This is a genomic window from Paenibacillus sp. FSL R5-0473 (assembly GCF_038004565.1).
GTDB classification, from domain to species: Bacteria; Bacillota; Bacilli; order Paenibacillales; family Paenibacillaceae; genus Paenibacillus; species Paenibacillus amylolyticus.
The window spans coordinates 585,028-610,703 of the sequence record NZ_JBBORL010000001.1; the positions used below are offsets into that span (position 1 = coordinate 585,028).

20 protein-coding genes and 1 pseudogene are annotated in these 25,676 nt (G+C 46.9%); 16 read left to right on the forward strand and 5 right to left on the reverse strand.

The window, feature by feature from the left end; genetic code table 11:
• Positions 1-66 precede the first annotated feature (66 nt).
• Entirely contained in the window at positions 67-1,470 is a 1,404-nt protein-coding gene (locus tag MKY28_RS02720) for a polysaccharide deacetylase family protein (protein WP_340934727.1), read from the forward strand.
• 85 nt (positions 1,471-1,555) lie between these two features.
• Here MKY28_RS02720 and ilvD read toward each other — a convergent pair whose 3' ends face one another.
• The 3 genes and pseudogenes from ilvD to MKY28_RS02735 all read right to left on the reverse strand — a co-directional run bounded on the left by ilvD (position 1,556) and on the right by MKY28_RS02735 (position 4,965).
• Positions 1,556-3,241: a dihydroxy-acid dehydratase gene (ilvD, locus tag MKY28_RS02725; protein WP_036616973.1), complete on the reverse strand. Its 1,686-nt coding sequence runs from the start codon at positions 3,239-3,241 to the stop codon at positions 1,556-1,558.
• A gap of 317 nt (positions 3,242-3,558) precedes the next feature.
• Positions 3,559-3,801 (reverse strand): annotated as a pseudogene (locus MKY28_RS02730) (KGG domain-containing protein); the annotation flags it as partial.
• Positions 3,802-3,924: 123 nt separating this feature from the next.
• A complete protein-coding gene (locus MKY28_RS02735; RefSeq protein ID WP_340934728.1) occupies positions 3,925-4,965 on the reverse strand; it encodes an acyltransferase family protein in 1,041 nt (346 codons plus the stop codon).
• A 222-nt stretch (positions 4,966-5,187) separates the two neighbouring features.
• Between MKY28_RS02735 and MKY28_RS02740 the strand changes: the two genes are divergently transcribed.
• From MKY28_RS02740 to mgrA, 6 genes are all read left to right on the forward strand, one after another.
• On the forward strand, positions 5,188-6,153 hold the full coding sequence (locus MKY28_RS02740) for a sugar kinase (RefSeq protein WP_340934730.1): 966 nt from the start codon (positions 5,188-5,190) through the stop codon (positions 6,151-6,153).
• An 86-nt stretch (positions 6,154-6,239) separates the two neighbouring features.
• The gene (locus MKY28_RS02745; protein ID WP_017686833.1) at positions 6,240-6,905 is read left to right on the forward strand and encodes a bifunctional 2-keto-4-hydroxyglutarate aldolase/2-keto-3-deoxy-6-phosphogluconate aldolase; all 666 of its coding nucleotides are present in this window, start codon (positions 6,240-6,242) and stop codon (positions 6,903-6,905) included.
• A gap of 94 nt (positions 6,906-6,999) precedes the next feature.
• Complete coding sequence (locus tag MKY28_RS02750; protein ID WP_340934732.1) at positions 7,000-7,764, forward strand: alpha/beta fold hydrolase; 765 nt, start codon at positions 7,000-7,002, stop codon at positions 7,762-7,764.
• Between the two features lie 69 nt (positions 7,765-7,833).
• Positions 7,834-8,601 carry an HAD family hydrolase gene (locus tag MKY28_RS02755; protein WP_340934734.1) on the forward strand — a complete coding sequence of 256 codons (768 nt, stop codon included), beginning with the start codon at positions 7,834-7,836 and terminating at the stop codon, positions 8,599-8,601.
• Between the two features lie 234 nt (positions 8,602-8,835).
• On the forward strand, positions 8,836-9,576 hold the full coding sequence (locus tag MKY28_RS02760; protein ID WP_101314546.1) for an NAD-dependent protein deacylase: 741 nt from the start codon (positions 8,836-8,838) through the stop codon (positions 9,574-9,576).
• A 78-nt stretch (positions 9,577-9,654) separates the two neighbouring features.
• Positions 9,655-10,662 carry an L-glyceraldehyde 3-phosphate reductase gene (mgrA, locus tag MKY28_RS02765; RefSeq protein WP_036616991.1) on the forward strand — a complete coding sequence of 336 codons (1,008 nt, stop codon included), beginning with the start codon at positions 9,655-9,657 and terminating at the stop codon, positions 10,660-10,662.
• 80 nt (positions 10,663-10,742) lie between these two features.
• Here the strand turns inward: mgrA and MKY28_RS02770 are convergent, their stop codons facing one another.
• Positions 10,743-11,717, reverse strand: a complete 975-nt coding sequence (locus MKY28_RS02770) for an AraC family transcriptional regulator (protein WP_340934736.1) — start codon at positions 11,715-11,717, stop codon at positions 10,743-10,745.
• Between the two features lie 153 nt (positions 11,718-11,870).
• Between MKY28_RS02770 and MKY28_RS02775 the strand changes: the two genes are divergently transcribed.
• Genes MKY28_RS02775 through MKY28_RS02785 form a run of 3 tightly spaced genes read left to right on the forward strand, consistent with a single transcriptional unit; the run spans position 11,871 to position 15,656 of the window.
• Positions 11,871-13,052 carry a galactokinase gene (locus tag MKY28_RS02775; protein WP_340934738.1) on the forward strand — a complete coding sequence of 394 codons (1,182 nt, stop codon included), beginning with the start codon at positions 11,871-11,873 and terminating at the stop codon, positions 13,050-13,052.
• 1 nt (position 13,053) lies between these two features.
• On the forward strand, positions 13,054-14,043 hold the full coding sequence (gene galE / locus MKY28_RS02780; RefSeq protein ID WP_340934739.1) for a UDP-glucose 4-epimerase GalE: 990 nt from the start codon (positions 13,054-13,056) through the stop codon (positions 14,041-14,043).
• Positions 14,044-14,057: 14 nt separating this feature from the next.
• The gene (locus MKY28_RS02785) at positions 14,058-15,656 is read left to right on the forward strand and encodes a UDP-glucose--hexose-1-phosphate uridylyltransferase (RefSeq protein WP_340934740.1); all 1,599 of its coding nucleotides are present in this window, start codon (positions 14,058-14,060) and stop codon (positions 15,654-15,656) included.
• 84 nt (positions 15,657-15,740) lie between these two features.
• Here the strand turns inward: MKY28_RS02785 and MKY28_RS02790 are convergent, their stop codons facing one another.
• Positions 15,741-17,741 carry a leucine-rich repeat protein gene (locus MKY28_RS02790; protein WP_340934741.1) on the reverse strand — a complete coding sequence of 667 codons (2,001 nt, stop codon included), beginning with the start codon at positions 17,739-17,741 and terminating at the stop codon, positions 15,741-15,743.
• A 239-nt stretch (positions 17,742-17,980) separates the two neighbouring features.
• On the opposite strand from MKY28_RS02790, the gene MKY28_RS02795 reads away from it, so the two are divergent.
• The 6 genes from MKY28_RS02795 (at position 17,981) to ptsG (ending at position 25,612) form a co-directional block, all read left to right on the forward strand.
• Positions 17,981-18,568: an MSMEG_1061 family FMN-dependent PPOX-type flavoprotein gene (locus MKY28_RS02795; protein WP_235431604.1), complete on the forward strand. Its 588-nt coding sequence runs from the start codon at positions 17,981-17,983 to the stop codon at positions 18,566-18,568.
• A 93-nt stretch (positions 18,569-18,661) separates the two neighbouring features.
• On the forward strand, positions 18,662-19,825 hold the full coding sequence (locus MKY28_RS02800) for an iron-containing alcohol dehydrogenase (protein WP_047844049.1): 1,164 nt from the start codon (positions 18,662-18,664) through the stop codon (positions 19,823-19,825).
• A 277-nt stretch (positions 19,826-20,102) separates the two neighbouring features.
• Positions 20,103-20,639, forward strand: a complete 537-nt coding sequence (locus MKY28_RS02805; RefSeq protein WP_340934742.1) for a protease — start codon at positions 20,103-20,105, stop codon at positions 20,637-20,639.
• A gap of 63 nt (positions 20,640-20,702) precedes the next feature.
• Positions 20,703-22,253, forward strand: a complete 1,551-nt coding sequence (locus MKY28_RS02810) for a flotillin family protein (protein WP_340387308.1) — start codon at positions 20,703-20,705, stop codon at positions 22,251-22,253.
• Positions 22,254-22,418: 165 nt separating this feature from the next.
• The gene (gene glcT / locus MKY28_RS02815) at positions 22,419-23,273 is read left to right on the forward strand and encodes a glucose PTS transporter transcription antiterminator GlcT (protein WP_047844046.1); all 855 of its coding nucleotides are present in this window, start codon (positions 22,419-22,421) and stop codon (positions 23,271-23,273) included.
• 287 nt (positions 23,274-23,560) lie between these two features.
• A complete protein-coding gene (ptsG, locus tag MKY28_RS02820) occupies positions 23,561-25,612 on the forward strand; it encodes a glucose-specific PTS transporter subunit IIBC (protein ID WP_074096186.1) in 2,052 nt (683 codons plus the stop codon).
• Positions 25,613-25,676: the final 64 nt, after the last annotated feature.

Sequence of the window (25,676 nt, forward strand, 5' to 3'; positions counted from 1 at the left end):
GGCGGTTTATTTTAGATAGTGCCATAGTGCACCGTAATTCAGCAGGAGAAGTGGGGAGCTTGCAACATGACAACGATACTTCAGAGTATTCTACTGTGGTTATTGTATCTTTCATCTTTTTACGCCTTTATTCCAAGTTTGATCAGCAGGCTTTTTGGTTTTCGTGTATTTCGACGGGGAAGAAGTGATACACAATTTGCGTTAACGTTTGACGATGGACCAGATCCACATTATACGCCAAGACTGCTCGATCTGCTTCGTCAGCATCAAGCAAAAGCCACATTTTTTGTCGTTGGAGAACATGCAGCGAGTCATCCTGAACTCATACAGCGCATACATGAGGAAGGTCATCTTATTGGCATTCATAATTATATTCACAAGACGAACTGGCTCATGCGGCCACGTACCGTTCGAGATCAGATTCAGCGAACAGGTCAGATTATTCATGAAGTAACCGGCGTGAAGACTTGTTATTATCGTCCACCGTGGGGGATTATGAATTTGTTTGATTTTTTCAGCAAAAAAGAACGAAAGATTGTACTGTGGTCTTCCATGTTTGAAGATTGGAGAAGCCGAGTAGGTGCCCAGAGATTGACTGAACGGATGCTGAAGGAACTGAGAGGTGGAGAGGTCATGCTGCTGCATGATCGAGGAACGACCCTTGGTGCTGATGCACACGCGCCGGAGCAGATGCTTCAGGCGCTGGAAGTCGTATTACAGGAAGCTGAACGGCTAGGCCTGCAAAGCGTACGCGTTGATACGTTGATGGGAGGTATCATAGTGAGCGAATCTCAGAACAAAACGCAATTACAGACACCATTGAAGCTATGGAAACGAATCGTTGTTGCCTTATGGTTGGGCTGGGAGAAGTTGTTCCACTGGGTATACCATCTACGGACGGCTTCGCCAGAGGACCCCATGCTGCACTTCAGATCACGTGTATATCACGGAGCACGGGTGGAGATGAATGATGGCCATGTCATTCAAAATGGAGATCCGGTGATAGAACTACATTTTGACAATCAGAAGTTGTTTGAACTTGGAGTGACATCACGTTCCAGTATGCATTTGGCTATTCGCATGATTCGGACGATGGAACAGCAATTGCCGGATCTGGCACGCATGGTGGCACTCGAACCTGAGTTACGCTCTGCCAAGGCGATATACGGTGTGAGCATGATTAACAGAGGCCCAGAAAAATTCGGATTTACCATACAAGACTTGCCTCCTGGACCGTTCAGTGCTGCATCCAAAGTATACTTGAAGCTGCTGTTAAGTGTAATCCACCCGGCAGGAACCAAACGTTTGAAACAGCGTACTGAACAACTGGTACCCAAGATGATTGCCATGCCGCTGGATCTATTATTGGAACGTTACGGTCAACATACGATGCAGGTAGCAGCAACGGTAGAAGAATCCAGAGATGAATCGTTGTTAATTGAACAAAAGATACTGCCAGAGCGGAACTAAACGGACTGATCACACCTACCAGCAAAAGAAAAGGGTTGCCCTTCGCCAGATTTGGCAGAAGAGCAACCCTTTATTTATTAGTGAATTAGATACTCAGTACGCCACCGTTGCTTGCGTTCGTAACCAGTTTGGAATAACGAGCCAGGTAACCAGTTTTTACTTTTGGTTCAAAGCCTTTCCAACCTGCGCGACGACGTTCAAACTCTTCGTCACTGATGTGCAATTCGATGATACGGTTGTTCAGATCCAGCTCGATGATGTCTCCTTCTTCAACAAAGGCGATTGGACCACCCTCAGCTGCTTCCGGAGAGATATGTCCGATACTGATTCCGCGGGATGCTCCAGAGAAGCGTCCATCGGTGATCAGACCAACTTTGGCACCCAATCCCATACCTACGATCTGGGAAGTAGGAGCCAGCATCTCAGGCATACCTGGTCCGCCTTTTGGTCCTTCATAACGGATAACAACAACATGTCCTTCTTTTACTTTGCCGTTAGCAATACCTTCAAGCGCTTGCTCCTGGGAGTCAAAGCAGATGGCAGGACCTTTGTGGTATCCGCCAACCGAAGCATCAACTGCACCAACTTTGATGATAGCGCCTTGTGGTGCAAGGTTACCGAACAATACAGCCAGGCCGCCTTTTTCGGAATGCGGGTTATCCAGGTGATGAATGACATTTGTATCCTGAATTTCTTTTCCTTCAACGTTCTCACGGATAGTTTTACCTGTTACCGTAATGCAGTCTCCATGAATTGCGCCTGGTTTCTTGAGCAATTCGTTCAGAACTGCGCTTACGCCGCCTGCATTGTGAACGTCTTCGATGTGAAGATCGGAAGCAGGTGCAAGTTTCGCCAGATGCGGAACGCGGTTCGCTACTTCATTAATACGTTCGATTGGATACTCGATACCTGCTTCATGAGCCAGTGCCAGCGTGTGCAGTACTGTATTCGTAGATCCACCCATCGCCATATCCAGTGCAAACGCATTATCGATCGCTTCTACAGTTACGATATCACGTGGTTTCAAGTCCATTTTGATGAGTTCCATCAATTGGGTAGCGGATTGTTTAACAAACTCACGACGCTCAGGAGCAACGGCAAGGATGGTTCCGTTACCTGGCATAGCCAGTCCCATCGCTTCAGCCAGACAGTTCATGGAGTTTGCAGTAAACATACCGGAACATGATCCACATGTTGGACAGCCGAACTGTTCAAGTTCAAGCAAGCTCTTATCATCGATTTTACCTGCTTGGTAAGCACCTACACCTTCAAATACGGAAGTCAGGGAAAGAGCCTTACCATTGCTGTCACGACCAGCTTTCATTGGTCCACCACTTACGAACAGGGTAGGGATGTTTACACGAAGTGCACCCATCATCATGCCTGGTGTGATTTTGTCACAGTTCGGGATACATACCATGCCGTCGAACCAGTGTGCAGATACAACGGTTTCCACGGAATCCGCGATAATGTCACGGCTTGGCAGCGAGTAACGCATACCAATGTGTCCCATGGCAATACCATCATCTACTCCGATGGTGTTGAATTCGAATGGAACGCCACCGGCTTCACGAATAGCATCCTTTACAATTTTACCGAATTCCTGAAGGTGGACGTGGCCGGGCACGATATCGATGTATGAGTTACATACGGCAATAAACGGCTTGCCGAAATCCTCTTCTTTAACGCCCGCTGCGCGGAGCAAACTCCGGTGTGGTGCACGGTCAAAACCTTTTTTGATCATATCGGAACGCATCTTCTTGGCTGACATGGTGTATTCCCCCCAAATATATAATATTGAGCAACATGAATGGAAAAGTAAATGGCAGTGCATCTGTCGTTTAATTTCATCCGTACTCTAAAAAAAAGGACCGGCATGCCGGTGTCGAGCTCCCCGTAGTTTGTGAAATTCTTTGCTGCTTTAAACCCGTGAACACCCGGTTTTTCTATTGAGTCTATCACAACCGTCGTCATATTTCTACAATCAATAGAAAGAAGCCTCAAACCATTTTCATGGAATTAGACTTCTTGATTTACGGGAAAGCTATGATCATGTTTCGATGTGGCGAGCGGAATTAATTAGTTGCTTCCGCCTTTGCGTCCAATCTCACGATAGAATTCCTTATTATGAGTTTCGGAGGTTGCTTCGCCGCCCTTGCGACCAATCTGCTTGTAAAAGTCAGTGTCATGGGCATCTGAAGTCGCTTCTCCACCTTTTTTTCCAATCATCTGGTAGAAGCTTCGGTCATGGTTTTTGGAAGTCGCTTTGCCACCTAATCTGCCAGCTTCCTCACGGCTCATCTTGTGTTCTGACGTCTGTTGACGTGCCATTACAAATCACTCCTTACAACGATAAGTTGTTTTTTGTAGCGCGTATCCCTAATTTACCACCTTATTTCCAGCCTGAAACAATTCACTAGGATAGAATCGATGGTGAAGAGATCCGTCAGAGCATTAGGCCGACCGTTTAAACACCTCATGACGATTGAAAGAAAAGCGGGATATATCTGGTTCAATTACGGGTTTGAACGTGTGACGTACAGCCGGCAGAGCCAGTGTGACTGCGAAGAGTATGGCAATGACAAGTATGACTGGAATATACGCCGAGCTTCCCATATAACTGTAGACTCCGGACCAGATTGCGAGACGAACGAGAAACCCATGCAGCAGGAACACATAGAGTGTGCGTCGTCCAAGGTCCGTCAGTCTGGAAGTCAAGGAAGGTACCCAAGCCAAGAACAGTGCTGCAGATGCGATTTCCAGCAAGTAGACACCCACCCGGAAGATGCCGGCATACCATTCGTGGTGACCCAATTCGGCGTACGTCATGCTTCCGAGTAACCATCCGGATGAAATATTCAAACCCCCATACCCGATCCATACCAACAGTGCTGCAGAGAAGATGGCTGCGGTTTTTCGCCCCCAACCGGATAATAAACGTGAACGGATGGTTGCTCCATAGTCATAACCGATGACAAAAAACGGCAGAAATACAAACGTACGGCTGAAGCTGAGCCAGAACCCGTCGATGGGCAAATACCCGGCAATTACACCGAGCGCAATTGATCCAATCAGCCGATATATCGGTTTCCAGGAAATCGTCAGACGAAGCAACAGTCGCCAACAGAAATGACTCGCGAGAAACCATAACAGCAAGTAAGGTGCAAAGAAGGATAGCCGCATATGGGGTGTGTGGAATACGGTAAAGTCCATCAATGCGTATAAGGACTGAAACAGTACATACTGTAGTGCAATCTGCTTCAGAACGTTTCGTCCAGATGCACCTTGGAGTGAGTGTGTCGCAAAATACCCGGTTACCCATACAAAGAGTGGCATGTGAAACGTATATATCCACAGGAACAGAGCTTCCGCTGCTGCAAAACGTGTAATGAGTGGTTCAAGTGCATTACCAGCTAGGACACAGACGATAAGCATAAAGCGCAGATTGTAAAAGAAAGATTCCTGATCATCCCGGATCAGTGTCTGATTTTTCATGGTGTAGCCCCCTTATAGACCCTGTTTGCAAGGTCATTTGCATCTGTAATAAGGGTAATATGGATGTTCATTATCCATAGTGATTTAATTCACATTAGTAAGCGTTATCTTTTATCAAAGCTGTGACAACAAAATGAACGCAACGGGATTGACAACGGTTGCATAGAGGATGACAATAGAAAAAGAAGATGAGGGAATGTAACTATAAGGAGGGAAGAAATCATGTCAACGAGTCCCTATCCAAGCCCGGAAATTATTACGTTTGGGGAGAGTATGGGTTTGCTGACTGCCAAGGATACAAGAGGGCTGGAATATGCAGCCACACTGGACAAGTCTTTCGGGGGTGCTGAGAGCAATCTGGCTATTGGTGTATCCCGCCTGGGGCATACCAGTGGTTGGTTTGGACGCTTGGGCAATGATCCGATGGGCAGTATGATTCTGAAAGCCATTCGCGGTGAAGGCGTAGATGTATCCCGAGTACGTTTAAGTGATCACGAGCCCACTGGTTTGATGATTCGTGAGAACGCTTCCGGGAAAGCTTCGGTGCATTATTATAGGAAGCTATCTGCTGCAAGTGCGATCACACCTGATGATCTGGATCCTGATTATATTGCCGGGGCGAAGATATTGCACGTTACGGGGATAACGGCAGCGATAAGCCCGTCCGGACTTGCTACGGTAGAGGCTGCCATACATATTGCCAAACAGGCAGGTGTGAAAGTAAGCTTTGATCCAAATCTGCGTCTCAAACTATGGTCTGCGGATGAGGCCCGTCCGGTTATACTGCGTTTAGCTGAACGGGCGGACTACTTTTTACCGGGTCTGGACGAGATGAAACTTCTATATAACGAAGAAAATGATCAAAAAGTACTTGAGCGTTTATCTGCCATGAATGCTGTGTGCATCGTGAAGGGTGGCCCTGATTTGACCTACGTATTGGCGAATGGTACCCTAACTGAAGTTCCGTACTTTAAGGCGGATAATGTTCTGGATACGGTAGGTGCAGGAGATGGATTCTGCGCGGGATTTTTATCGGGTATATTAAAAGGATACTCCCCGCAGGAAGCAACCCGTCTCGGCAATTTGACCGGTTCCATGGTTATACAGGCTGTTGGCGATTGGGAGGCGCTCCCGACGTGGGGGCAGGTCGAGGCCAAGCTGAACAACGTTGCCCATGTTGAGCGTTAGTCGCTCTAAATCATATATGGCTCATCTTCGTTCTTAAATGTAAGGCTTGTATACACAACCACCACATTGACAAGGGAGAGAATGAAATGAAGAAGCTTCAGCTGTTGCAAAAGATTACGGACAATGGGGTTGTGGCAGTTCTGCGTGCAGATTCTGCGGATCAAGTCATTGCCATGGCCGAGCAAGCGATTGCGGGTGGCATTAAAGTTATCGAGATTACGATGACAGTACCCAGTGCCCTCAAAGCCATTGAAAAATTAAGCCGTGTATACCATTGGAACACACAAGATCCAGAGAAATTCGCGATTATTGGTGCGGGAACGGTGCTTGAACCGCAAACGGCAAGAGCGGCCATCATGTCGGGTGCCGAGTTTGTAGTTGGACCTTCCCTGAATCCGGATACCGTTCAGATCTGCAACCTGTATCGAATTCCGATTCTGCCTGGTGTGATGACGATTGCTGACGTTCAACGCGCATTGGAACTCGGCGTGGACATTGTGAAGTTGTTCCCGGGTAACCTGTATGATCCTTCGATTATCAAAACGATGAAGGGCCCTATGCCGCAGGCGAATTTTATGCCAACTGGCGGGGTATCCTTGTCTAATCTGGGGGATTGGATCAAGGGTGGAGCAGTGGCTGTAGGGATCGGTTCCGACTTGACATCGGAAGCTGTGAAGACGGGTGACCTGAGTCATGTCCGTCGCAAAGCGGAACAATATATGGATGCTTACCGCAAGGCCAAGGCTGAATAATATTTTTTCAATTCGTAGAAGGGGAGCCTGATAAACAAAGGCTCCCAATTCTGTGAGCCGCGGCACCTGCGGAAGTGAAGAAAGGTGATTAACGTTGAGAAATCGGTATAATACAGGGCGCAAGAAGAGGGGCATCGGGAAATTCCTGCTCGTACTTCTGGCGCTCATTGTCATTGGATGTGGATTTGTTGCGTGGAAATTATTCACACCATACGGTCCACAGGAAACAGCTCAAACAGCTATGGAAACAGCCAATCCGGTGACGGTGAGTGAACAAGAGAACTGGATTGATTTTGTGCCAGATAAACCGACGGGGAAAAGTGTGCTTTTCTACCCTGGTGGACTGGTAAAACCGGAAAGTTATGCACCACTTGCGCATGAGCTGGCAGCTGCGGGTCATCACACCATAATTGCCAAGATGCCGGTTAACCTGGCAGTGCTTAAGCCAAACTTGGCAGATGAGATTCTGGCCGCCTATCCAGACGAACAATTTGTTATGGGTGGACACTCTCTCGGCGGGTCCATGGCTGCACGTTATGTAGCCGCACATCCAGATGCACTTCACGGGATATTCTTCTTGGCATCTTACCCGGATGAAAAAGGAAGCGTAAAGTCACTTGGAATACCTGCTTTATCTATTCTGGGTACTAAAGATGAAGTCGTGAATGCTACGAAGTATCAGAGTGGACGGATGTATCTTCCAGAAGACACGGTATATTACACCATTGAAGGTGGAAACCACGCCCAGTTCGGTGATTATGGTCATCAAAAAGGAGATGGCGAGCCGGAAGTGAGTGGAGAAGAACAGCTGAATCAGACGGTCAAGACGGTGCTGTCTTGGTTAAGTACCATCAAGTAGGTTTTGATTTAATTATTCTGCATTAAGGGCTGTATGCATTAATAGCATAACTTGATGGAGGTGATATGGATGACCATGCTTCAAGTGAATGGAGCGCAGATCCCATGTAAAGGGATCCTGTTCGATAAAGATGGAACACTGCTGGAATTCCTTCAGCTATGGGGGCCGTGGGCAGAGGCATTACTGGATCAGTTGCAATCACGTATGAATGAACTCGGAGCTTCATTTACAGTTGAACGGGAGCATGTTCTGGGCACTACCCATAATCCGCAAGGTCATATTGTTGGATATGATCCGCAAGGCCCACTTGCCATTGCGACTGTGGATGAGTGCACGGGATTGCTTGCTGGGCAGCTATATGCAGCAGGCATACCATGGAATGAAGCGATCACAACGATACGCCAATTTTCAAGTGTAGCCATGAGATCGGTAAGAGAGCGCAAATCCGCTGAACCAATGTCAGGATTGCTGGATTTCTTGCAGAAATGCAGGGCTGCAGACATACCACTGGCAGTCGTCACTTCAGATAGTACAGCGGCAGCAGAAACACATCTGGATTGGATGGGGATTCGTTCCTTTTTCACATCCATTGTGGGCTGTGATCGGGTGACCCAGGGCAAACCGGATAGAGAAGCAGCACTCTTGGCTTGCCGTGAATTACATATCGATCCTGCGGAGGCCGTTGTAATTGGAGACAGCAATGGGGATATGCAGATGGGGCGGCATGCAGAGGTATCCTATACCCTGGGTTACTGTCCACAGTTAGATCAAGGATCTCATCTGGTTGATGCCCATGCCATTATTCGTCATTATAATGAGATAAGCGTGATTATATAAGTCACCCTGACCTGATTGGACTATATAAATTGAACTAACATTTACACGAAATGGAGAGGACAGAAATAACCTGAAGAAACGGAGTGTTCGCCTTTATCCTCGGATTTTCCCCTTAGGAAAGGAATCAAAAAAAATCTGGGGATAACAGCGATCGGAAGGTTGTTCTGTCATCGGAGTGGTCAGTGTAAATATTCTTTAGTTCAATTTATATAGTAAATAAAAGGAGGAGAGAGGATGAACGCAACAGAACAACTGGCTGCATGGATTCAGGAAAGCTCCCGGATTGTTTTTTTCGGAGGGGCCGGGACTTCAACGGAAAGCGGGATTCCCGACTTCCGCTCGGCTGCGGGTCTGTATCAGACGGAGCAGCATTCGCCTTATCCACCGGAAGAGTTATTAAGCCGGCATTTTTTTGATCAACATGCCGATATTTTTTATGATTTTTATCGTGGCAAAATGCTTCATCCAGATGCGGAACCGAATGGGTGCCATCGACTATTGGCCCGTCTGGAGCAGGAAGGAAAACTTCAGGCAGTGATCACGCAAAATATCGACGGACTACATCAGAAGGCAGGCAGCAGCAATGTTTTTGAACTTCACGGTTCAATTCATCGTAATGCCTGCATGGATTGCAAGCGGTATTATACGCTAAATGATATTATACAGTCCAAAGATACCGTGCCTCGCTGTACCACATGTGGTGGTGTGATCAAACCGGATGTGGTGCTGTACGAAGAGGAGCTGGATCAGACGACATTGTATCGTTCCATTGATGCACTGTCTTCTGCAGATCTGTTACTCGTGGGAGGCACGTCACTGACGGTATATCCGGCGGCCCAGTTAATTACGTATTTTCAGGGAAAACATACCGTTCTGCTCAACGCTACACCTACCGCTTACGACCGCAGGGCTGATTTGCTGATTACAGAGCCGATTGGCGAGGTAATGAATATTGTGGACCAGCTTCTTGGTTGAACGTATGTACTGAATAACCGCATTCTCCGGTATAGACCGGATACAAGAGGCGGAACCTGGGGAAAGAAGGGATTCATAATGGTCTACGTAGCAAGCGATACTCGCTATGAAACGATGAAATATAACCGCGTTGGACGTTCAGGTTTGAAACTGCCAGCGATTTCACTGGGGCTGTGGCATAATTTTGGCGGTATCAATAACGCTGAGAATGGTCGTAATATGATTACCCGATCATTTGATCTGGGTATTACACATTTTGATCTTGCCAACAACTATGGCCCACCGGCAGGTTCGGCAGAGCAGTTATTTGGACAGGTACTGGCCCAGGATCTGAAACCTTATCGTGATGAACTGGTGATCTCCACCAAAGCGGGGTATTATATGTGGCCCGGACCGTATGGCGAGTGGGGTTCACGCAAAAATCTGGTATCCAGTCTGAATCAGAGCTTGAAGCGTATGGGCCTGGATTATGTAGATATTTTCTATTCACATCGTTATGATCCCGAAACACCTTTGGAAGAAACGATGATGGCACTGGATCATATTGTTCGCTCGGGCAAAGCCCTTTATGTAGGGATCTCCAACTATCCCGCAGAGCAGACGAGACAGGCTGCCGAAATTCTGAAAGGTCTGGGTACGCCCCTGTTAATCCATCAACCGAAATACTCGCTGCTGGACCGCTGGATTGAAGATGGTTTGCAGGACGTGCTGGATGAGTATGGAACAGGCAGTATTGCATTCTGTCCATTGGCACAAGGTGTGCTCACGAACAAATACTTGAATGGTATCCCGGAAGACTCACGTGCCAAAGGACCGTCGGTATTCCTGAATGAAAACAACATCTCTCCAGAGACGCTCCGCAAAGTGCGTGCGCTGAACCAGATTGCAGCAGCCCGTGGTCAGAGTTTGGCCCAATTTTCACTCTCATGGGTGCTGCGTAATGGCAGGGTAACTTCCGCGCTGATTGGCGCAAGTCGTCCTTCCCAGATTGAAGAGAATGTGGCTGCGCTCAGTCAACTGGATTTCTCTACAGAGGAATTGGAACGGATTGAATCCATCCTGTCTCCAGAGCCTGATGACAAATAAATAAAGTGCAAAAGGTGCATCTTAGCCATAATGGCGGAATGCACCTTTTTTTGTCGTACGTGTTCCGTCCGTTGTGTTGCTCACCGTTTGATTTGTTGAGCATTCTGCTGTAAACCCTGATGTAGTGGACGGGACAATATTTTCTCTCGATACAAGCTAGGCGCTTCACCGTGAAATCGTTTGAACTGTTTGGAGAAATATAGCGCGTCTGGCAGTCCCACTGATGCAGATACCTGTTCGATGGACAGATCCGGGCGTTCTCTCAGGAGTTGGCGCGACTTGTCGATCCGAAGTTTCAGCAGATAGGTGACTGGGGAAAGACCGGCTTCCTGTTTGAAAATACGGGATAGATACGCACGATTGTATCCAAGACTCGCAGACATTTGTTCAATGGAGACAGGATAGGCATATTGAGTGGACATATATTGAATCATTTGTTTCACCGTACGTCGGATGGAGGATTCACCTGGAATTAAGGTTTGGCCCTGCGAAAGGTGATTCTGTGCTTCGGCTAGAATCATATATAACGTACCCAGTGATGTGAAATGGGAGCTTTCTTTGCGCTCGGCAAAAGCATCCTGCATCACGGATAGCCAATCGGATATTCCACAGGATGGTCCAGCATGAAAAACAGACTTCTCCGGGCGGAACCCGGCTTCCTCGGTATGTTGGCCAGCCTGGCTGCCTGTGAAGGCAATCCAGCGATATTGCCATGGGTTGCGGGCGTGAGACTGGTAACTTACCAGTTGCCTAGGATGAATGAGGAAACAATCACCTGTGGATAACTCGTAGGTGTGCAGTTCGGTACGGAACGTACCCGCCCCTTTTTCTACATAATGCAGCAGATAATAATCAAACAATTTAGGACCGAGGGCGTGACCCGGAAGGGTCTGGCTTGCTCCGGCAAACAGGACATGCAGTGCGCCTTGTTCATAATAGACCGGATTGGAGGCAACCGAATAACTGAGTGCTCCGCTTTTACCGGAAGGTGATTCCTGTATTTTTTCGTTAGAAGATGCAAGGGATTCTTTCTTGGGGTTGGATTGATCTGACATGGTCGTTTCCTTCTTTCCGGGATGCTCCGATCATTATACGCCTTAAGGTCACATTTATCCATATGAAACACACATGGTTGCATTACAAGAGGCACCGCTTTCTTATATAATAACATTAAGAAAACCACAACAACGAGGCGAGGTGCACCAGCAGTGAACGTAACTGAATTGAAACAAAAGTTTATTGAGAAGTACGGAGAGAGTGGAGCGGACATCCGTGTATTTCATGCCCCTGGGCGTGTGAATCTGATCGGTGAGCACATTGACTATAACGGTGGATACGTGCTTCCGGCAGCACTTGAATTCGGAACAACATTGATCATTCGTGAGCGTGAGGACAACAAGTTGCAACTGGCTTCCACGAACATGTCTTATGAAGGGGGACTAGACACTTCCTCCATCGGTAAGGAAAAAACCGGAGAATGGACCGACTATCCTGTTGGTGTCATGGTTGAACTGCAAGGCAAGGGCGTGAATGTAACAAAAGGGTATGACTTCCTGTACCACGGGGAGATTCCGAACGGGGCAGGACTTTCATCGTCTGCATCACTGGAGGTACTCACGGGCTTCGCGATTCAGTCTCTGGAGGGCGTAGCGGATATTGATACGGTTCAACTGGCGCTTTTGTCCCAGAAAGCGGAAAATGAGTTCGTAGGTGTCAACTGTGGAATTATGGATCAGTTCGCTGTAGCAAACGGTGCACAAGATCACGCGATCCTGCTGATGTGTGACACACTGGAGTACGAAAAGGTTCCTTTCCGTACAGGCTCCTACAAATTGGTCATCGGTAACACGAACAAACGCCGCGGTCTGGTGGATTCGGCATACAATGAACGTCGCTCTCAATGCGAGCAGGCACTTGCCATCTTGAAGGAACAGCTGCCTGCACTGAATTACCTGGCTCAATTGACGCCAGAGCAGTTCGTAACACTACAGGATCAGATCAAGGATGAGAAAGTAAGACAGCGCGCACAACATGTTGTGGAAGAGAATGCTCGTGTGCTCGCATCGGTTGAAGCATTGCAGGGTAACGATCTGGAAACCTTCGGCAAGCTGATGAACGCTTCTCATGAATCGCTTCGTGACTTGTACGAAGTAAGCTGTGATGAGCTGGATGTTATGGTTGAAGAAGCTCAGCGGATTCCAGGCACGCTTGGTGCCCGGATGACTGGCGCAGGATTTGGCGGTTGTACCGTATCACTTGTGCATGAAGATGATGTCGAGCGTTTTGTAAGTGAAGTGGGCGCTGCATATGAAGCGCGTACCCGTCTCAAAGGTGATTTTTATGTATGCGGTGTAGGCGACGGTGTTAAAGAATTGAAGGAGGCGAAGTAAAATGGCAATTTTGGTGACAGGTGGAGCAGGGTATATTGGTTCTCATACGGTAGCAGCATTGTTGGAACGTGGGGAAGAGGTTGTTGTACTGGATAACTTGCAGACAGGGCATCGTGAGGCGTTGCTCGGCGGTAAGTTGTATGAAGGGGATCTGCGTGACAAAGAAATTCTGGCGAAGCTGTTTGCTGAGAATTCAATCGATGCAGTCATTCACTTTGCAGCCAACTCACTCGTAGGCGAGAGTATGAAAGACCCGGTTAAATATTATGACAACAACGTGTTTGGTACACTCTGTCTGTTGGAAGCGATGAATGCAGCGAACGTACGCCGCATCGTCTTCTCCTCTACAGCAGCTACCTACGGTGAGCCTGAGAAAGTGCCAATCGAAGAGAGCGATCGTACAGAACCAACCAACGTATACGGCGAAACAAAGCTGATGATGGAGCGCATGATGTCATGGTTTGATAAAGTTCAGGATATCAAATACGTTTCCCTACGTTACTTCAATGCAGCCGGTGCTCATGACAGCGGAAAAATTGGTGAAGATCACCAACCAGAGAGTCACTTGATTCCACTTGTATTGCAAACAGCATTGAAACAACGCCCGCACATCGCCGTGTTTGGTGACGACTATGCAACAGAAGATGGGACATGTATCCGTGACTATATCCACGTGAGCGACTTGGCTGATGCACATCTGCGTGCAGTAGATTATCTTCGCAAAGGTGAGAACAGTAATGTGTTCAACCTGGGTAACGGTACAGGATTCTCGGTAAAACAAGTGATCGAAACAGCCGAAAAAGTGACTGGCCTTGATATTCCGGTTGTACAGGAACCACGTCGTGCAGGTGACCCGGCTGTGCTGGTAGCTTCATCTGCAAAAGCGAGATCTGTCCTGGGCTGGAATCCAAAATGGACCAATCTGGAAGATGTTATTCAAAGCGCTTGGAGCTGGCACCAATCACGTCCTGACGGCTACGGAAAAAACTAGGAGGCGAACACCTTATGTCACAGACTCATATTGCAGCAGGTGCCACAGAGCGGACACCGGAGCAGCAGGAAGCACTGCATGCCATTGAACGTCTGGTTGCATTTGCCTTGCAGAAACAATTAATCGAGGAAGCGGATTGGGATTATAGCCGCAACCTCTTGCTGGAACAATTCGGATTCTCAGAGCCTTATGCCGGCGAGTTGGACACGAATGTGCCCGATGGCCCACAGGCTATGCTGGATACGTTGATTGATTATGGATTTTCCATTGGACTCATTCCTGAAAATAGTGATACATTCCGTGACTTGCTGGATGCCAAAATCATGGGTCATCTGATGGCACGCCCATCCGAGGTGGTACGCGCATTCCGCCACACGGAGCAGACGGAAGGCATTGAGGCGGCCACATCTCAATTCTATGACTTGTCGATTAACTCCAACTATATCCGTATGGATCGGATCTCGAAGAACGTCTACTGGACACAGGACACGGCCTATGGAGACATGGAGATTACTATCAACCTGTCAAAACCGGAGAAAAGTCCAAAGGAAATTGCCATGGCGAAATTGCTTCCGCCGCCGGTATATCCTAAATGCCAGCTGTGTCGTGAAAATGTAGGTTACGCTGGTCGGGTGAATCACCCGGCCCGCCAGAATCTGAGAGTTATTCCGCTGGAACTTAACAGCGAGCCGTGGTTGTTCCAATACTCGCCGTATGTGTACTACAACGAGCACTGCATCATTTTCCATCATGATCATGTGCCGATGAAGCTGACCAAAGATACACTCCGCAGACTGCTTGCCTTTGTTGGGGAGTACCCGCATTACTTTATCGGATCTAATGCGGATTTGCCGATCGTAGGTGGATCCATTCTGACACATGACCATTTCCAAGGTGGTCGTCATACATTCGCTATTCAAAATGCACAGCCAGAGGCGGTCTTCCGCCATGCGGATGCACCTGGACTTACATTGAGTCTTGTGAAATGGCCAATGTCTGTGATGCGTCTGGCTTCACACGATCCTGCAGAGCTGCTTGAAGCGGGCAACGCCGTATATGAAGCGTGGAAGGTCTACAGTGATTCTGCTGTGGATATCGAAGCATTCAGTGAAGTGGACGGGGAACAAGTACCACACAATACGGTAACACCAATCGTTCGTCGTAGTTCAGATGGTGGTTATGAGATGGATCTTGTATTGCGTAACAATCGTACAAATGATGTGCATCCAGAAGGCATTTTCCATCCGCACCGTGAAATGCACCATCTGAAGAAAGAAAACATTGGTCTGATCGAAGTGATGGGGCTTGCCATCCTGCCAGGTCGTTTGAAAGAAGAACTGGACAGTATCGCGGATATCCTCGCTGGAGATGCCAAACTTGCTGAATCTGCCAAAGCTTCTGATCATGTGTTGAACAAACATCTGGGCTGGGCGGAAGAATTGATTGAACGGTTTGGTCCTAACCTGGACAAAGAACAAGCCGTTGCCATTGTACAGCAGGAAGTTGGCTTGAAATTTGCCGAGATTCTGGAACATGCAGGGGTCTACAAATATGATGAAGCAGGACGCCAGGCTTTCCGTCGTTTTGTAAGCAGCATGGGATACACTGAATAGACATGTATAACGATGAACACCAGCCCATAATCAAGGGCTGGTGTTTTTTGAATATGATAAGTAAAGGAGTTGTGAGCCAGTCGTTTATTCTGTTGGAATTGAACGATAGATCAGTGCAGCCAGCTCGGCTCGGGTCAGGGAGTCATCCGGCCTGAACTGTCCGTGATATCCCACAACCATTCGAGTCTCGGCCAGTGTGGCTATGTAGTCATGAGCCCAGTGGGAGGAGGGCACATCCTTAAAAGAACTCGTTTGGATCAGCGGTAGGTCCAGCGCGAGTACCAGAATTTTTGCTGCCTCAGCCCGTGTAAGTACAGCATCCGGATGGAAGAAATCATTTAAGCCGTTCGAAATATGGAATCCATCAATAAGGCCAACCTCCTGTAGTCGGGATATAGCTTCAAAGTAGGGATGTGTGGGCTCTACATCTTCAAAGGGAGCAGCCTTTCGGATTATCGGTAGCTCAAACGCTCCGTTGACTATACCAGCCATGTGTTTACGCAAGATTGGCTGATTAGGCCTGAATGTGGCATCGGGATAGCCCGTTATTAGACCACGTGCAGCGATACTTTCAATCATCAAGCGTGCCCAATGGGTTGAAATATCACTGAACACAACTGGGGTCCAAGGTGTTGTTGGTTCTTTAGGTTTAGGTTCAACTTTAAGTTTAGGTTCGGTTTTAAGTTCCGTTCCTGTATCAGGTTCCTGGGATGATGCGTCAGTAATAGAGCTACTGGTCCAGAAAGAAGGACTGCCACCATGGTTTTCAGAGCTATCAGTCTTTACCCATTTGGCATATAGTGTTATGTCCCGACTTACGGTATCTCGGTCAAAATTCCAGGGAAGAGATAATGCCGAATCTATGTACCATCCATCAAATGAAAACCCGCTCTTGCTGGGCTGAGTGGGAGGCGCTATTGCTTGATTATTCCTAGTAATAGTAGAGGAAACGGGGCTTCCGCCTTGAGAATCAAAAGAGACGGTCAAAGCGGAAATGGGATCTTCCTTATTCGTATATTTGGACGCAGTTGTCACTGAACTCGTCCACTTGGCGTACAGCGTGATGTCCCCAGTCACGGTATCTCTGGCAAAATCCCAGGGAAGGGAGTATACCGAATCCATGTACCAGCCTTCAAACAAAAACTGGTCCTTGGTAGGCTGAGTGGGAGGTACAATGGTTTGCCCATAAGTGGCTTGAGTGACCGCAACCGGGGTCCCTCCATTGGAGTCGAAGGAGACGACCATATTCAATTTGTGAAAGGGAATGCTATAAAAGTTAGCGAAGTTTTGAGCCTCTGAAGGATCAAAACCCGTAATAATAAGGGATGAGTTACCATCAAACGCTAAGAAACCAATAGACGACACGCTAGCTGGAATGAAGACAGTCGCCAGCCGATTGTCCGCAAATGCCATCGCCCCGATAGAGGAGACACTATCCGGAATGACGACAGAAGTCAGTTGATTGTCCATAAATGTAGCATGTCCAATGGAAGAGACACGATTTGGAATAACAATGGAAGTCAGCTGGTTAGATGCAAATGCCCAGTATCCAATAGTTGAGACATTCTCTGGGATAACGATAGTAGTCAGTTTATTGTTTGTAAATGCACTATTTCCGATCGACATAACAGTCTCGGGAATAACGACAGAGGCCAGTTGGTTGTTAGTGAATGTGGAGTTCCCAATTGTGGATACACTGTCTGGAATGACGACAGAGGTCAGCCGGTTGTATGCAAATGCCAAGTCTCCAATAGTCGTGACAGTCTCTGGAATAATGACAGAGGTCAATTGATTGATTTCAAATGCCCTTTCTCCAATAGAGGAGACGGTATGCGGAATAACTACAGAAGTCAAATGATCGCTGTAAAATGCTTTTTCACCAATAGAAGTAACTGGTTGACCTCCAATGTTTTCGGGAATAATGACATCTTTCGAAGTGCCTACATAGTCGTTTATTGTGATTCCATGAGCATTAGCGCTCGTTATGAAGTCTTTTTCTTTATTCGGCTCAGCATACATAACCATCTGTCCCCAGGGTACGAGGAACATTAACAGAGCAAAGACGAAGATGCTTGCTTTTTTCAATCCAATAACCTCCTTAATATTTATTTTAAGAATTTTGAAGTTCTTTTGGTTACAGTACAACTGTTCGATGAGATTAACAATACTGAATCTTCAATAGGTGACCCGAGGGGACATGGGGGCGCGGTATTTGAATGACGGCACTCATATTCGTTCTCAGAAATGGAAGATGTCAGTTCCCGCATGTATAATGGTGGAAAGCCATTGAATACATAACTCAATGAAGAAACGGGGACGAATAATTGGAAAAGAAGGCATTGAATATTCCGTTTATTACAGATGCTGAGGAACTGCAAGGCATGGTGGGTGAACCGCATGAACATGTGCGTAACAAGGCAATTTCATTTGTGGATTCACATGTTCAGAACTTTATATCCATGTCACCATTATTTTTCCTCTCCACCTCCGATCGTGATGGAAAAAGTGATGTGTCACCTCGGGGTGATGGAGCAGGATTTGTGAAAGTCTATGATACATATCGGCTCGTTTATCCCGAACGCCCAGGCAATCGGCGGATAGACTCGTTGTTGAACATGTTGTCGAACCCTGGTATTGGTATGCTCTTTTTGATTCCGGGTATGAATGAAGTGTTGCGTATTAATGGCACAGCATCCATTACCAAGGATGAGGAATTCATCGCCAGTATGGGCTGGAGTGGTAAAACCATAGGTGCGGCTGTCATTGTAGATGTGGAAGAGTGTTTTATCCATTGTCCGCGGGCATTCAAACAGGCTGGATTATGGGCCTCAGAAACATGGGTAGATGCTGACAATTTGCCTTCAACGAGCGAGATGTTTCGAGCCCATTTGGAGATTAACGGGTTGTTATAAAGTGAGTGACTATCGATTTGTTTTTCTATAAACAGGGTACTATAATTGGAGTTGCACTAAAAATTCTAAACTCCATTGGAGGCGACAATAGATATGAGATCTTTCCAATTCTATAATCCAACCCGGCTGATTTTCGGCAAAGGACAACTGGAAGCATTGAAAACAGAAGTGCCGAAATACGGTAAACGGGTTCTGCTTGTATATGGTGGCGGCAGTATCAAACGCAGTGGTCTGTACGATCAAGTAATCGGTTTGCTTAAGGAAGCTGGAGCAGAAGTGACTGAGCTGGCAGGTGTGGAACCTAACCCGCGTCTTTCTACGGTGCATAAAGGGGTAGACCTCTGTAAAACAAATAACATCGACCTGATCCTCGCTGTAGGTGGAGGTAGTGTACTAGACTGCTCCAAAGCTATCGCTGTAGGTGCCAAATATGATGGCGATATGTGGGATTTTGCTCAGCGCAAAGCCGTTGCACAGGACGCTCTTCCACTGGGTACGGTATTGACGATGGCAGCAACGGGTTCGGAAATGAACTCCGGTTCGGTTATTACGAATCAGGATACACAAGAAAAATTGGGCTGGGGTAGCGCATACTCATTCCCTGCATTCTCTATCCTGGATCCGGTGAATACATACACTGTTCCGCTGGACCAAACGGTATACGGCATGGTGGATATGATGTCCCACGTATTGGAGCATTACTTCCATCTGGATGCCAATACACCGGTTCAACTCGGTTTCTGTGAGACGATTCTGCGTACTGTCATGGAAGCAGCGCCACGTCTGGTTGAAGACCTGGAGAACTATGAACTGCGCGAAACAATTCTGTATTGCGGAACAATGGCACTGAATGGCGTACTGAATATGGGTCTCGCAGGAGATTGGGCAACACATAATATTGAACATGCGGTTTCCGCAGTGTATGATATCCCACACGGCGGTGGACTTGCAATCTTGTTCCCACACTGGATGAAACATAACCTGGACGTGAATGTGGATCGATTCAAACGTCTGGCAATTAATGTATTCGAAGTGAACCCTGAAGGCAAGTCGGACAGACAGATTGCTGAAGAAGGTATCGATGCGCTCAGCAAATTCTGGACATCCATTGGTGCACCTAACCGTTTGGCAGATTACGATATCGATGACAGCCAGATCGACGTAATGGCTGACAAAGCGATGCTGTTTGGCCCATTCGGTAATTTCAAGAAACTGCAACGGGAAGATGTTGTATCCATCTACAAGGCTTCTCTGTAATTCTATAATCACTGCAAAGTGAAAGGACACATTCTGTTGTCCAATAACCGCAAGTCTCCTTCATGGGGGCTTGCGGTTTTTTCGTGTATTCGGCTGTACACGTGAATAATGGAGGAACTTGAAGCAAGGCGAACAGAATGTCGTGATAATACCCATTATCGGGTTCAGAATACAATTGAGGAAAGATTTTGAAACATTTCCCCCCTTGCTACGTATTTATTTACATGTGGAATGCTCAGTTAGGATGAATTTGCGGCAGAGAGAGGAGGAACAGGGGATGGAAACAATTTATTGGGGGTGTCTAATCGGAGGGGCGATATTTGCGGTTGTCAGCCTTGTGCTGGGTGACTTGATTGATGGCTTGCTGGACGGAGCCTTCGAAATGCCAGGTCTTGATTTTTTCAAACCCGTTGTGTTAGCTGGTTCCATTACAACCTTCGGTGGGGCAGGTATTTTGCTGACACGTTATAGTTCATTAAGTGCGATGTCGGGTCTAATATTATCCCTGCTTATAGGTATTGCTGCAGCCATGCTGGTATTCTTCGCATATATCAAACCGATGCGTAACAGCGATGTCTCGATTGCATTTTCAATGAAAGAGTTATCTGGGAAAATTGGGGAAATCACCATTCCGGTGCCGGAAAAAGGTTTTGGCGAAGTGATGATTCGTTTTGCATCCGGCAGTACGATTCAAACGGCATCCAGCTTTGAACAGCTCCCCATTGCGGCGGGAGCACGTGTAGTTGTGGTGGATGTTGTAGATGGTGTACTGCGTGTGTCGGAATGGGATGAAAATGTACTTAAAGATTTATAAAGTATTCTTATCACCTAAGTAGTTTAAGCACTCATCATGAATGAATAAGGGGAGAGATGTGGAATGGAAAATTTAGATTGGGATGTTTTGTTGATTCCGATAGTTGTGGTCGGTGTCATTCTGATTTTGGGATTGGCTTTCTGGGCGAGATACAAAACGGTTGGACCGGATGAGGCGATGATCGTTACGGGATCATTCCTGGGTAGCAAAAATATCTCCGATGATGATTCTGGACGGAAAATTAAGATTGTTCGTGGTGGCGGTGCATTTATCCTACCGATATTCCAGCAATCCGAGTTTATCTCCTTATTGTCCCACAAGCTGGATGTCTCCACACCTGAAGTGTACACGGAGCAAGGGGTTCCGGTTATTGCTGACGGTGTAGCTATTATCAAGGTTGGAGGCGCTGTAGAAGACGTTGCTACGGCAGCTGAGCAATTCATCGGTAAACCTGTAGAAGCGCTGAGAAGCGAAGCACAGGAGGTACTGGAGGGGCATTTGCGGGCCATCCTCGGTACAATGACGGTGGAAGAAGTATATCGGAACCGGGATAGGTTTGCGCAAGAGGTTCAAGGTGTAGCAGCTAGAGATCTGAAGAAAATGGGCCTTCAAATTGTTTCATTTACCATCAAGGATGTTCGTGATAAACAGGGCTACTTGGATGCTCTCGGTAAACCGAGAATTGCTGCTGTGAAGCGTGATGCCGAGATAGCTGAAGCGGAAGCGATGCGTGATGCACGTATTCAGAAGGCCAATGCGGAAGAGCAGGGTCAAAAAGCAGAGTTGCTGCGTGATACCAATATCGCTGAGGCAGCCAAAGAGAAAGAACTGAAAGTAGCCACGTTTAAGCGGGATCAGGATACAGCCAAAGCGGAAGCCGACCAGGCGTACCATATCCATGAAGCTCGTGCGAGACAGACCGTGGTGGAAGAAGAAATGAAGGTTGAACTCGTTCGTAAAGAACGTGAGATCGATCTCCAAGAAAAAGAAATCGTCGTACGTGAGAAACAATACGATGCCGAAGTGAAGAAAAAGGCAGAAGCGGATCGTTATGCGGTAGAGCAGGCTGCCGAAGCGGATAAAGCCAAAAGAATGCGTGAAGCCGATGCAGTACAGTATTCCATCGAAACACATGCCAAAGCAACAGCTGAGCAGAAGCGACTTGAAGGTCAGGCCATGGCGGATGCGGAACTTGCCAAAGGTACAGCAGATGCAGAAGTTATTCGTTTGCGTGGTCTTGCAGAAGCAGAAGCAAAAGAAAAACTGGCCGAAGCGTTCCAGAAGTTTGGCGAAGCAGCTGTACTCGATATCATTGTCAAAATGCTGCCTGAACTGGCTGGTAAAATTGCAGAGCCAATTGCATCCATTGATAAACTGACGGTGGTAGATACAGGTAAAGGTGAAGGTGCGGCACGAGTGAGTAACTATGTTACTGAACTTATGGCGACCGCTCCAGAGATGCTCAAAAGTGTATCCGGCATCGATGTAGAGCAGCTGATTAAAGGCCTTACGAAGTCTAAAACACCTGCGCCAGTTGCCATTCAACAGAGCGAGGCTGTTACAACTCCTTCTATAATCGACAAGATTGTGGAAAGAGCTGGAGTTGACGAGTAAGAAGCACTTCGATTCTTGCATGGTTGCTCTATTGACCTTAAGGCGAATTTTTGTTACTTTTTAAGCGAGACGTCCGGCGCGGTTTGCCCGCTCCGGGTGTCTTTTCGTTCGTAACAGGGTGTGACTTAATCACACCTAAGATGGTGTGAAAAAGAGGTGCAAACAATGAGCAGCTTGCATGTAGATAAAGCGCTAAATAATAATGTAATCATTGCACAGCATCCAGAACACGGGGAAGTCGTTGTTATTGGTAAAGGCATTGGCTTTAACCGAAAACCGAGTGATCACATTCCATTGATGGCTGTGGAGAAAATGTTCATTTTGAAAAACCAGCAGGAGCAAGAGCAGTACAAACAGCTTCTTCCACAGGTGGATGAAGCACTGATCGAGATTATTAACGAAGTTATTACGTATATTGCAGAGCGTACGGACGTTCCTCTGAATGAACATATCCATATTGCATTAACCGATCACATTTCTTTCGCGTTAAAACGCAAGGAGCAGGGCATTATCATACAAAATCCATTTTTATATGAAACCCGCGAGATTTATCCTGAAGAATATCGAATGGGAGAATACGCTGTTCGTCTGATCAAAGAGAAAATGGGTGTAGATCTGGGGATGGATGAGATTGGTTTTGTTGCCCTCCATATCTATAGCGCAATGACCAATCAAAATATATCCCAGGTACGTGAGCATTCACAATTGATCACTGATTTGGTGAACCTGGTGTCTGATCAACTCGATTATTCGTTTGAAACGGAATCGCTGGATTACTCTCGTTTGCTGACGCATCTTCGTTTTGCCCTTGAGCGTGTTCGCCGTGGAGACAAAGTGGAAGAGCTTCATAAGTTGGATTCCCTACTTAAGTTAGAGTATCCCGAAATGTACTCGCTTGCATGGAAACTGACCAAAGTAATGGAGAAAAGACTGAAACTGCCGGTTTATCCTGCAGAGGTAGGTTATCTGACCATTCATCTGCAAAGGCTGAATCAGCGGAAGGAAGAAGAGAATAAGTGAGATCATTCCAGTGATGGAATGCGGAATTTATTTTTTTGGTGTAAAGGCTTGCAATAGATTAGAACTGGTGCTACAATGGTTTCCGTAATCAAGCAACTGAATAAACATAAGCGACGTGTTACTGACTCGATCAGGCATGAGTTAATTAAAGTGTGATTGTTCTTTCCTTGTACAGGGTATGCTATACCCCAAGGTTGGCACAGTTTACTTTATTAATTCATGCCTTTTTTTGTGTTCCCTTGCTTGCATCACAACATATAAATTAGACGAAAGGGAGAAACGACGCGATGTTCAAAAAGCTTTTTGGTGTATTGCAAAGAGTAGGTAAAGCTCTCATGTTGCCTGTAGCCATTCTACCTGCGGCAGGTTTGCTGCTCGGAATCGGTAACATGTTGGTTAATCCAGATTTCTTGCAATATGTAACGGCGCTCGACACCCCTTGGGTGAACTCGATCGCAACAATTATGATGAACGCAGGTCAGATCGTATTCGATAATCTGGCATTGCTGTTCGCCGTCGGTGTAGCCGTCGGATTGGCTGGTGGCGAAGGGGTTGCAGGTCTGGCAGCGATCATCGGTTATCTGGTCATGAACGTCACACTGGGTACCGCAGTAGGGGTTACTCCGGCCATGATCGGTGAAGTACCGGGTTATGCCAGCATCTTGGGCATCCCAACATTAAGTACAGGCGTGTTCGGAGGTATAATCATAGGTATTGCCGCCGCGCTGTGTTACAATCGATTTTTCAAAATCGAACTGCCGTCTTACCTCGGTTTCTTTGCAGGTAAACGATTTGTACCGATTATCACTTCGGTTGTTTCCCTCTTAATCGGGTTGCTTCTGGTGATTATCTGGCCGCCGATTCAAAATGGATTGAATACTGTATCTCACTTCATGGTAGATACAAGCCCGACATTGTCGGCATTCATCTTCGGAGTTGTAGAACGGTCATTAATTCCGTTTGGTCTTCACCACATTTTCTACTCCCCATTCTGGTTTGAGTTTGGTGAGTATGTGAACAAAGCTGGAGATGTCATCCGTGGTGACCAGCAAATCTTCTTCAATCAATTGCGTGATGGTGTGAACCTCACAGCGGGAACATTCCAAGTTGGTAAATTCCCGTTCATGATGTTCGGTTTGCCAGCAGCGGCACTTGCGATGTACCATGAAGCAAGACCGGAACACAAAAAGTATGTTGCAGGGATCATGGGTTCAGCTGCGCTGACCTCGTTCCTGACAGGTATCACAGAACCACTTGAATTCTCGTTCCTGTTTGTAGCACCAATCCTGTTTGCAGTACACTGTATCTTTGCAGGTTTGTCTTTCATGACCATGCAAATTCTGGGTGTCAAGATCGGTATGACCTTCTCCGGTGGGTTCATTGACTTCCTGATCTTCGGGATTATTCCGAACCGTACACCATGGTGGGACGTTATTATTGTCGGATTGATTCTTGCGGTGATCTATTACTTCGGTTTCCGGTTTATCATTCGCAAATTCAATCTCAAAACACCAGGACGAGAGGATGCAACGCCTGAAACAGAATCTGGCGGAGGCTCTGGTTCAACGGATGACCTGCCACATAACATTCTCGAAGCTTTTGGTGGCAAAGAGAATATCAAACATCTGGACGCTTGTATTACTCGTTTGCGGATTGAAGTTAATGAGAAATCCAATGTGAAAAAAGATCGTTTGAAACAATTGGGTGCATCTGGTGTACTTGAAGTGGGTAATAATGTTCAAGCCATCTTCGGAACACGTTCCGACACGATCAAATCTCAAATGCAGGATATTATTGCAGGTCGAACACCAGCACCAACGCCAGCAGCTGCCAAACCAACTCCTGAAGAGGAGAAGGCACAAGGTGAGCAGGGCGAGCGCATCGTTGCTGAGGATATCGTCATGCCAGTTAATGGTGAATTGCTGGACATTACAAACGTACCTGATCCAGTCTTTGCTGAGAAAATGACAGGTGATGGATTCGCAATTTTGCCACATGATGGTACGATAACTTCTCCTGTGTATGGTAAAGTGTTTAATGTATTTCCAAGCAAACATGCCGTGGGCATCATGTCCGATGGTGGTAAGGAAGTGCTTGTTCATATAGGTGTTAATACGGTGAAGCTGAAAGGTCAAGGCTTTAACGTACTGGTACAGGAAGGTGATCTGGTATCGGCAGGTCAGCCGATTATGGAAGTGGATCTGGAGTATGTCAAAGCAAATGCTCCTTCGATCATTTCACCAGTTATTTTCACTAACCTGCCAGAGGGCTCCACAGTAACTCTGAAGAAGAGTGGAGTGCTGAAAGTTGGCGAACAGCCAATCATTGAGATAAAATAAGAAGTGTTACGACGATGGCAAGCAAGTGTAAATATATGCAATGCCTAAACCAAACTACTGAAAG

Coding starts and splice junctions, on each gene's coding strand:
- MKY28_RS02720 (WP_340934727.1), top strand. CDS start 67: ATGACAACGATACTTCAGAGTATTCTACTGTGGTTATTGTATCTTTCA.
- ilvD (WP_036616973.1), bottom strand. CDS start 3,241: ATGTCAGCCAAGAAGATGCGTTCCGATATGATCAAAAAAGGTTTTGAC.
- MKY28_RS02735 (WP_340934728.1), bottom strand. CDS start 4,965: ATGAAAAATCAGACACTGATCCGGGATGATCAGGAATCTTTCTTTTAC.
- MKY28_RS02740 (WP_340934730.1), top strand. CDS start 5,188: ATGTCAACGAGTCCCTATCCAAGCCCGGAAATTATTACGTTTGGGGAG.
- MKY28_RS02745 (WP_017686833.1), top strand. CDS start 6,240: ATGAAGAAGCTTCAGCTGTTGCAAAAGATTACGGACAATGGGGTTGTG.
- MKY28_RS02755 (WP_340934734.1), top strand. CDS start 7,834: ATGACCATGCTTCAAGTGAATGGAGCGCAGATCCCATGTAAAGGGATC.
- MKY28_RS02760 (WP_101314546.1), top strand. CDS start 8,836: ATGAACGCAACAGAACAACTGGCTGCATGGATTCAGGAAAGCTCCCGG.
- mgrA (WP_036616991.1), top strand. CDS start 9,655: ATGGTCTACGTAGCAAGCGATACTCGCTATGAAACGATGAAATATAAC.
- MKY28_RS02770 (WP_340934736.1), bottom strand. CDS start 11,717: ATGTCAGATCAATCCAACCCCAAGAAAGAATCCCTTGCATCTTCTAAC.
- galE (WP_340934739.1), top strand. CDS start 13,054: ATGGCAATTTTGGTGACAGGTGGAGCAGGGTATATTGGTTCTCATACG.
- MKY28_RS02785 (WP_340934740.1), top strand. CDS start 14,058: ATGTCACAGACTCATATTGCAGCAGGTGCCACAGAGCGGACACCGGAG.
- MKY28_RS02800 (WP_047844049.1), top strand. CDS start 18,662: ATGAGATCTTTCCAATTCTATAATCCAACCCGGCTGATTTTCGGCAAA.
- MKY28_RS02805 (WP_340934742.1), top strand. CDS start 20,103: ATGGAAACAATTTATTGGGGGTGTCTAATCGGAGGGGCGATATTTGCG.
- MKY28_RS02810 (WP_340387308.1), top strand. CDS start 20,703: ATGGAAAATTTAGATTGGGATGTTTTGTTGATTCCGATAGTTGTGGTC.
- glcT (WP_047844046.1), top strand. CDS start 22,419: ATGAGCAGCTTGCATGTAGATAAAGCGCTAAATAATAATGTAATCATT.
- ptsG (WP_074096186.1), top strand. CDS start 23,561: ATGTTCAAAAAGCTTTTTGGTGTATTGCAAAGAGTAGGTAAAGCTCTC.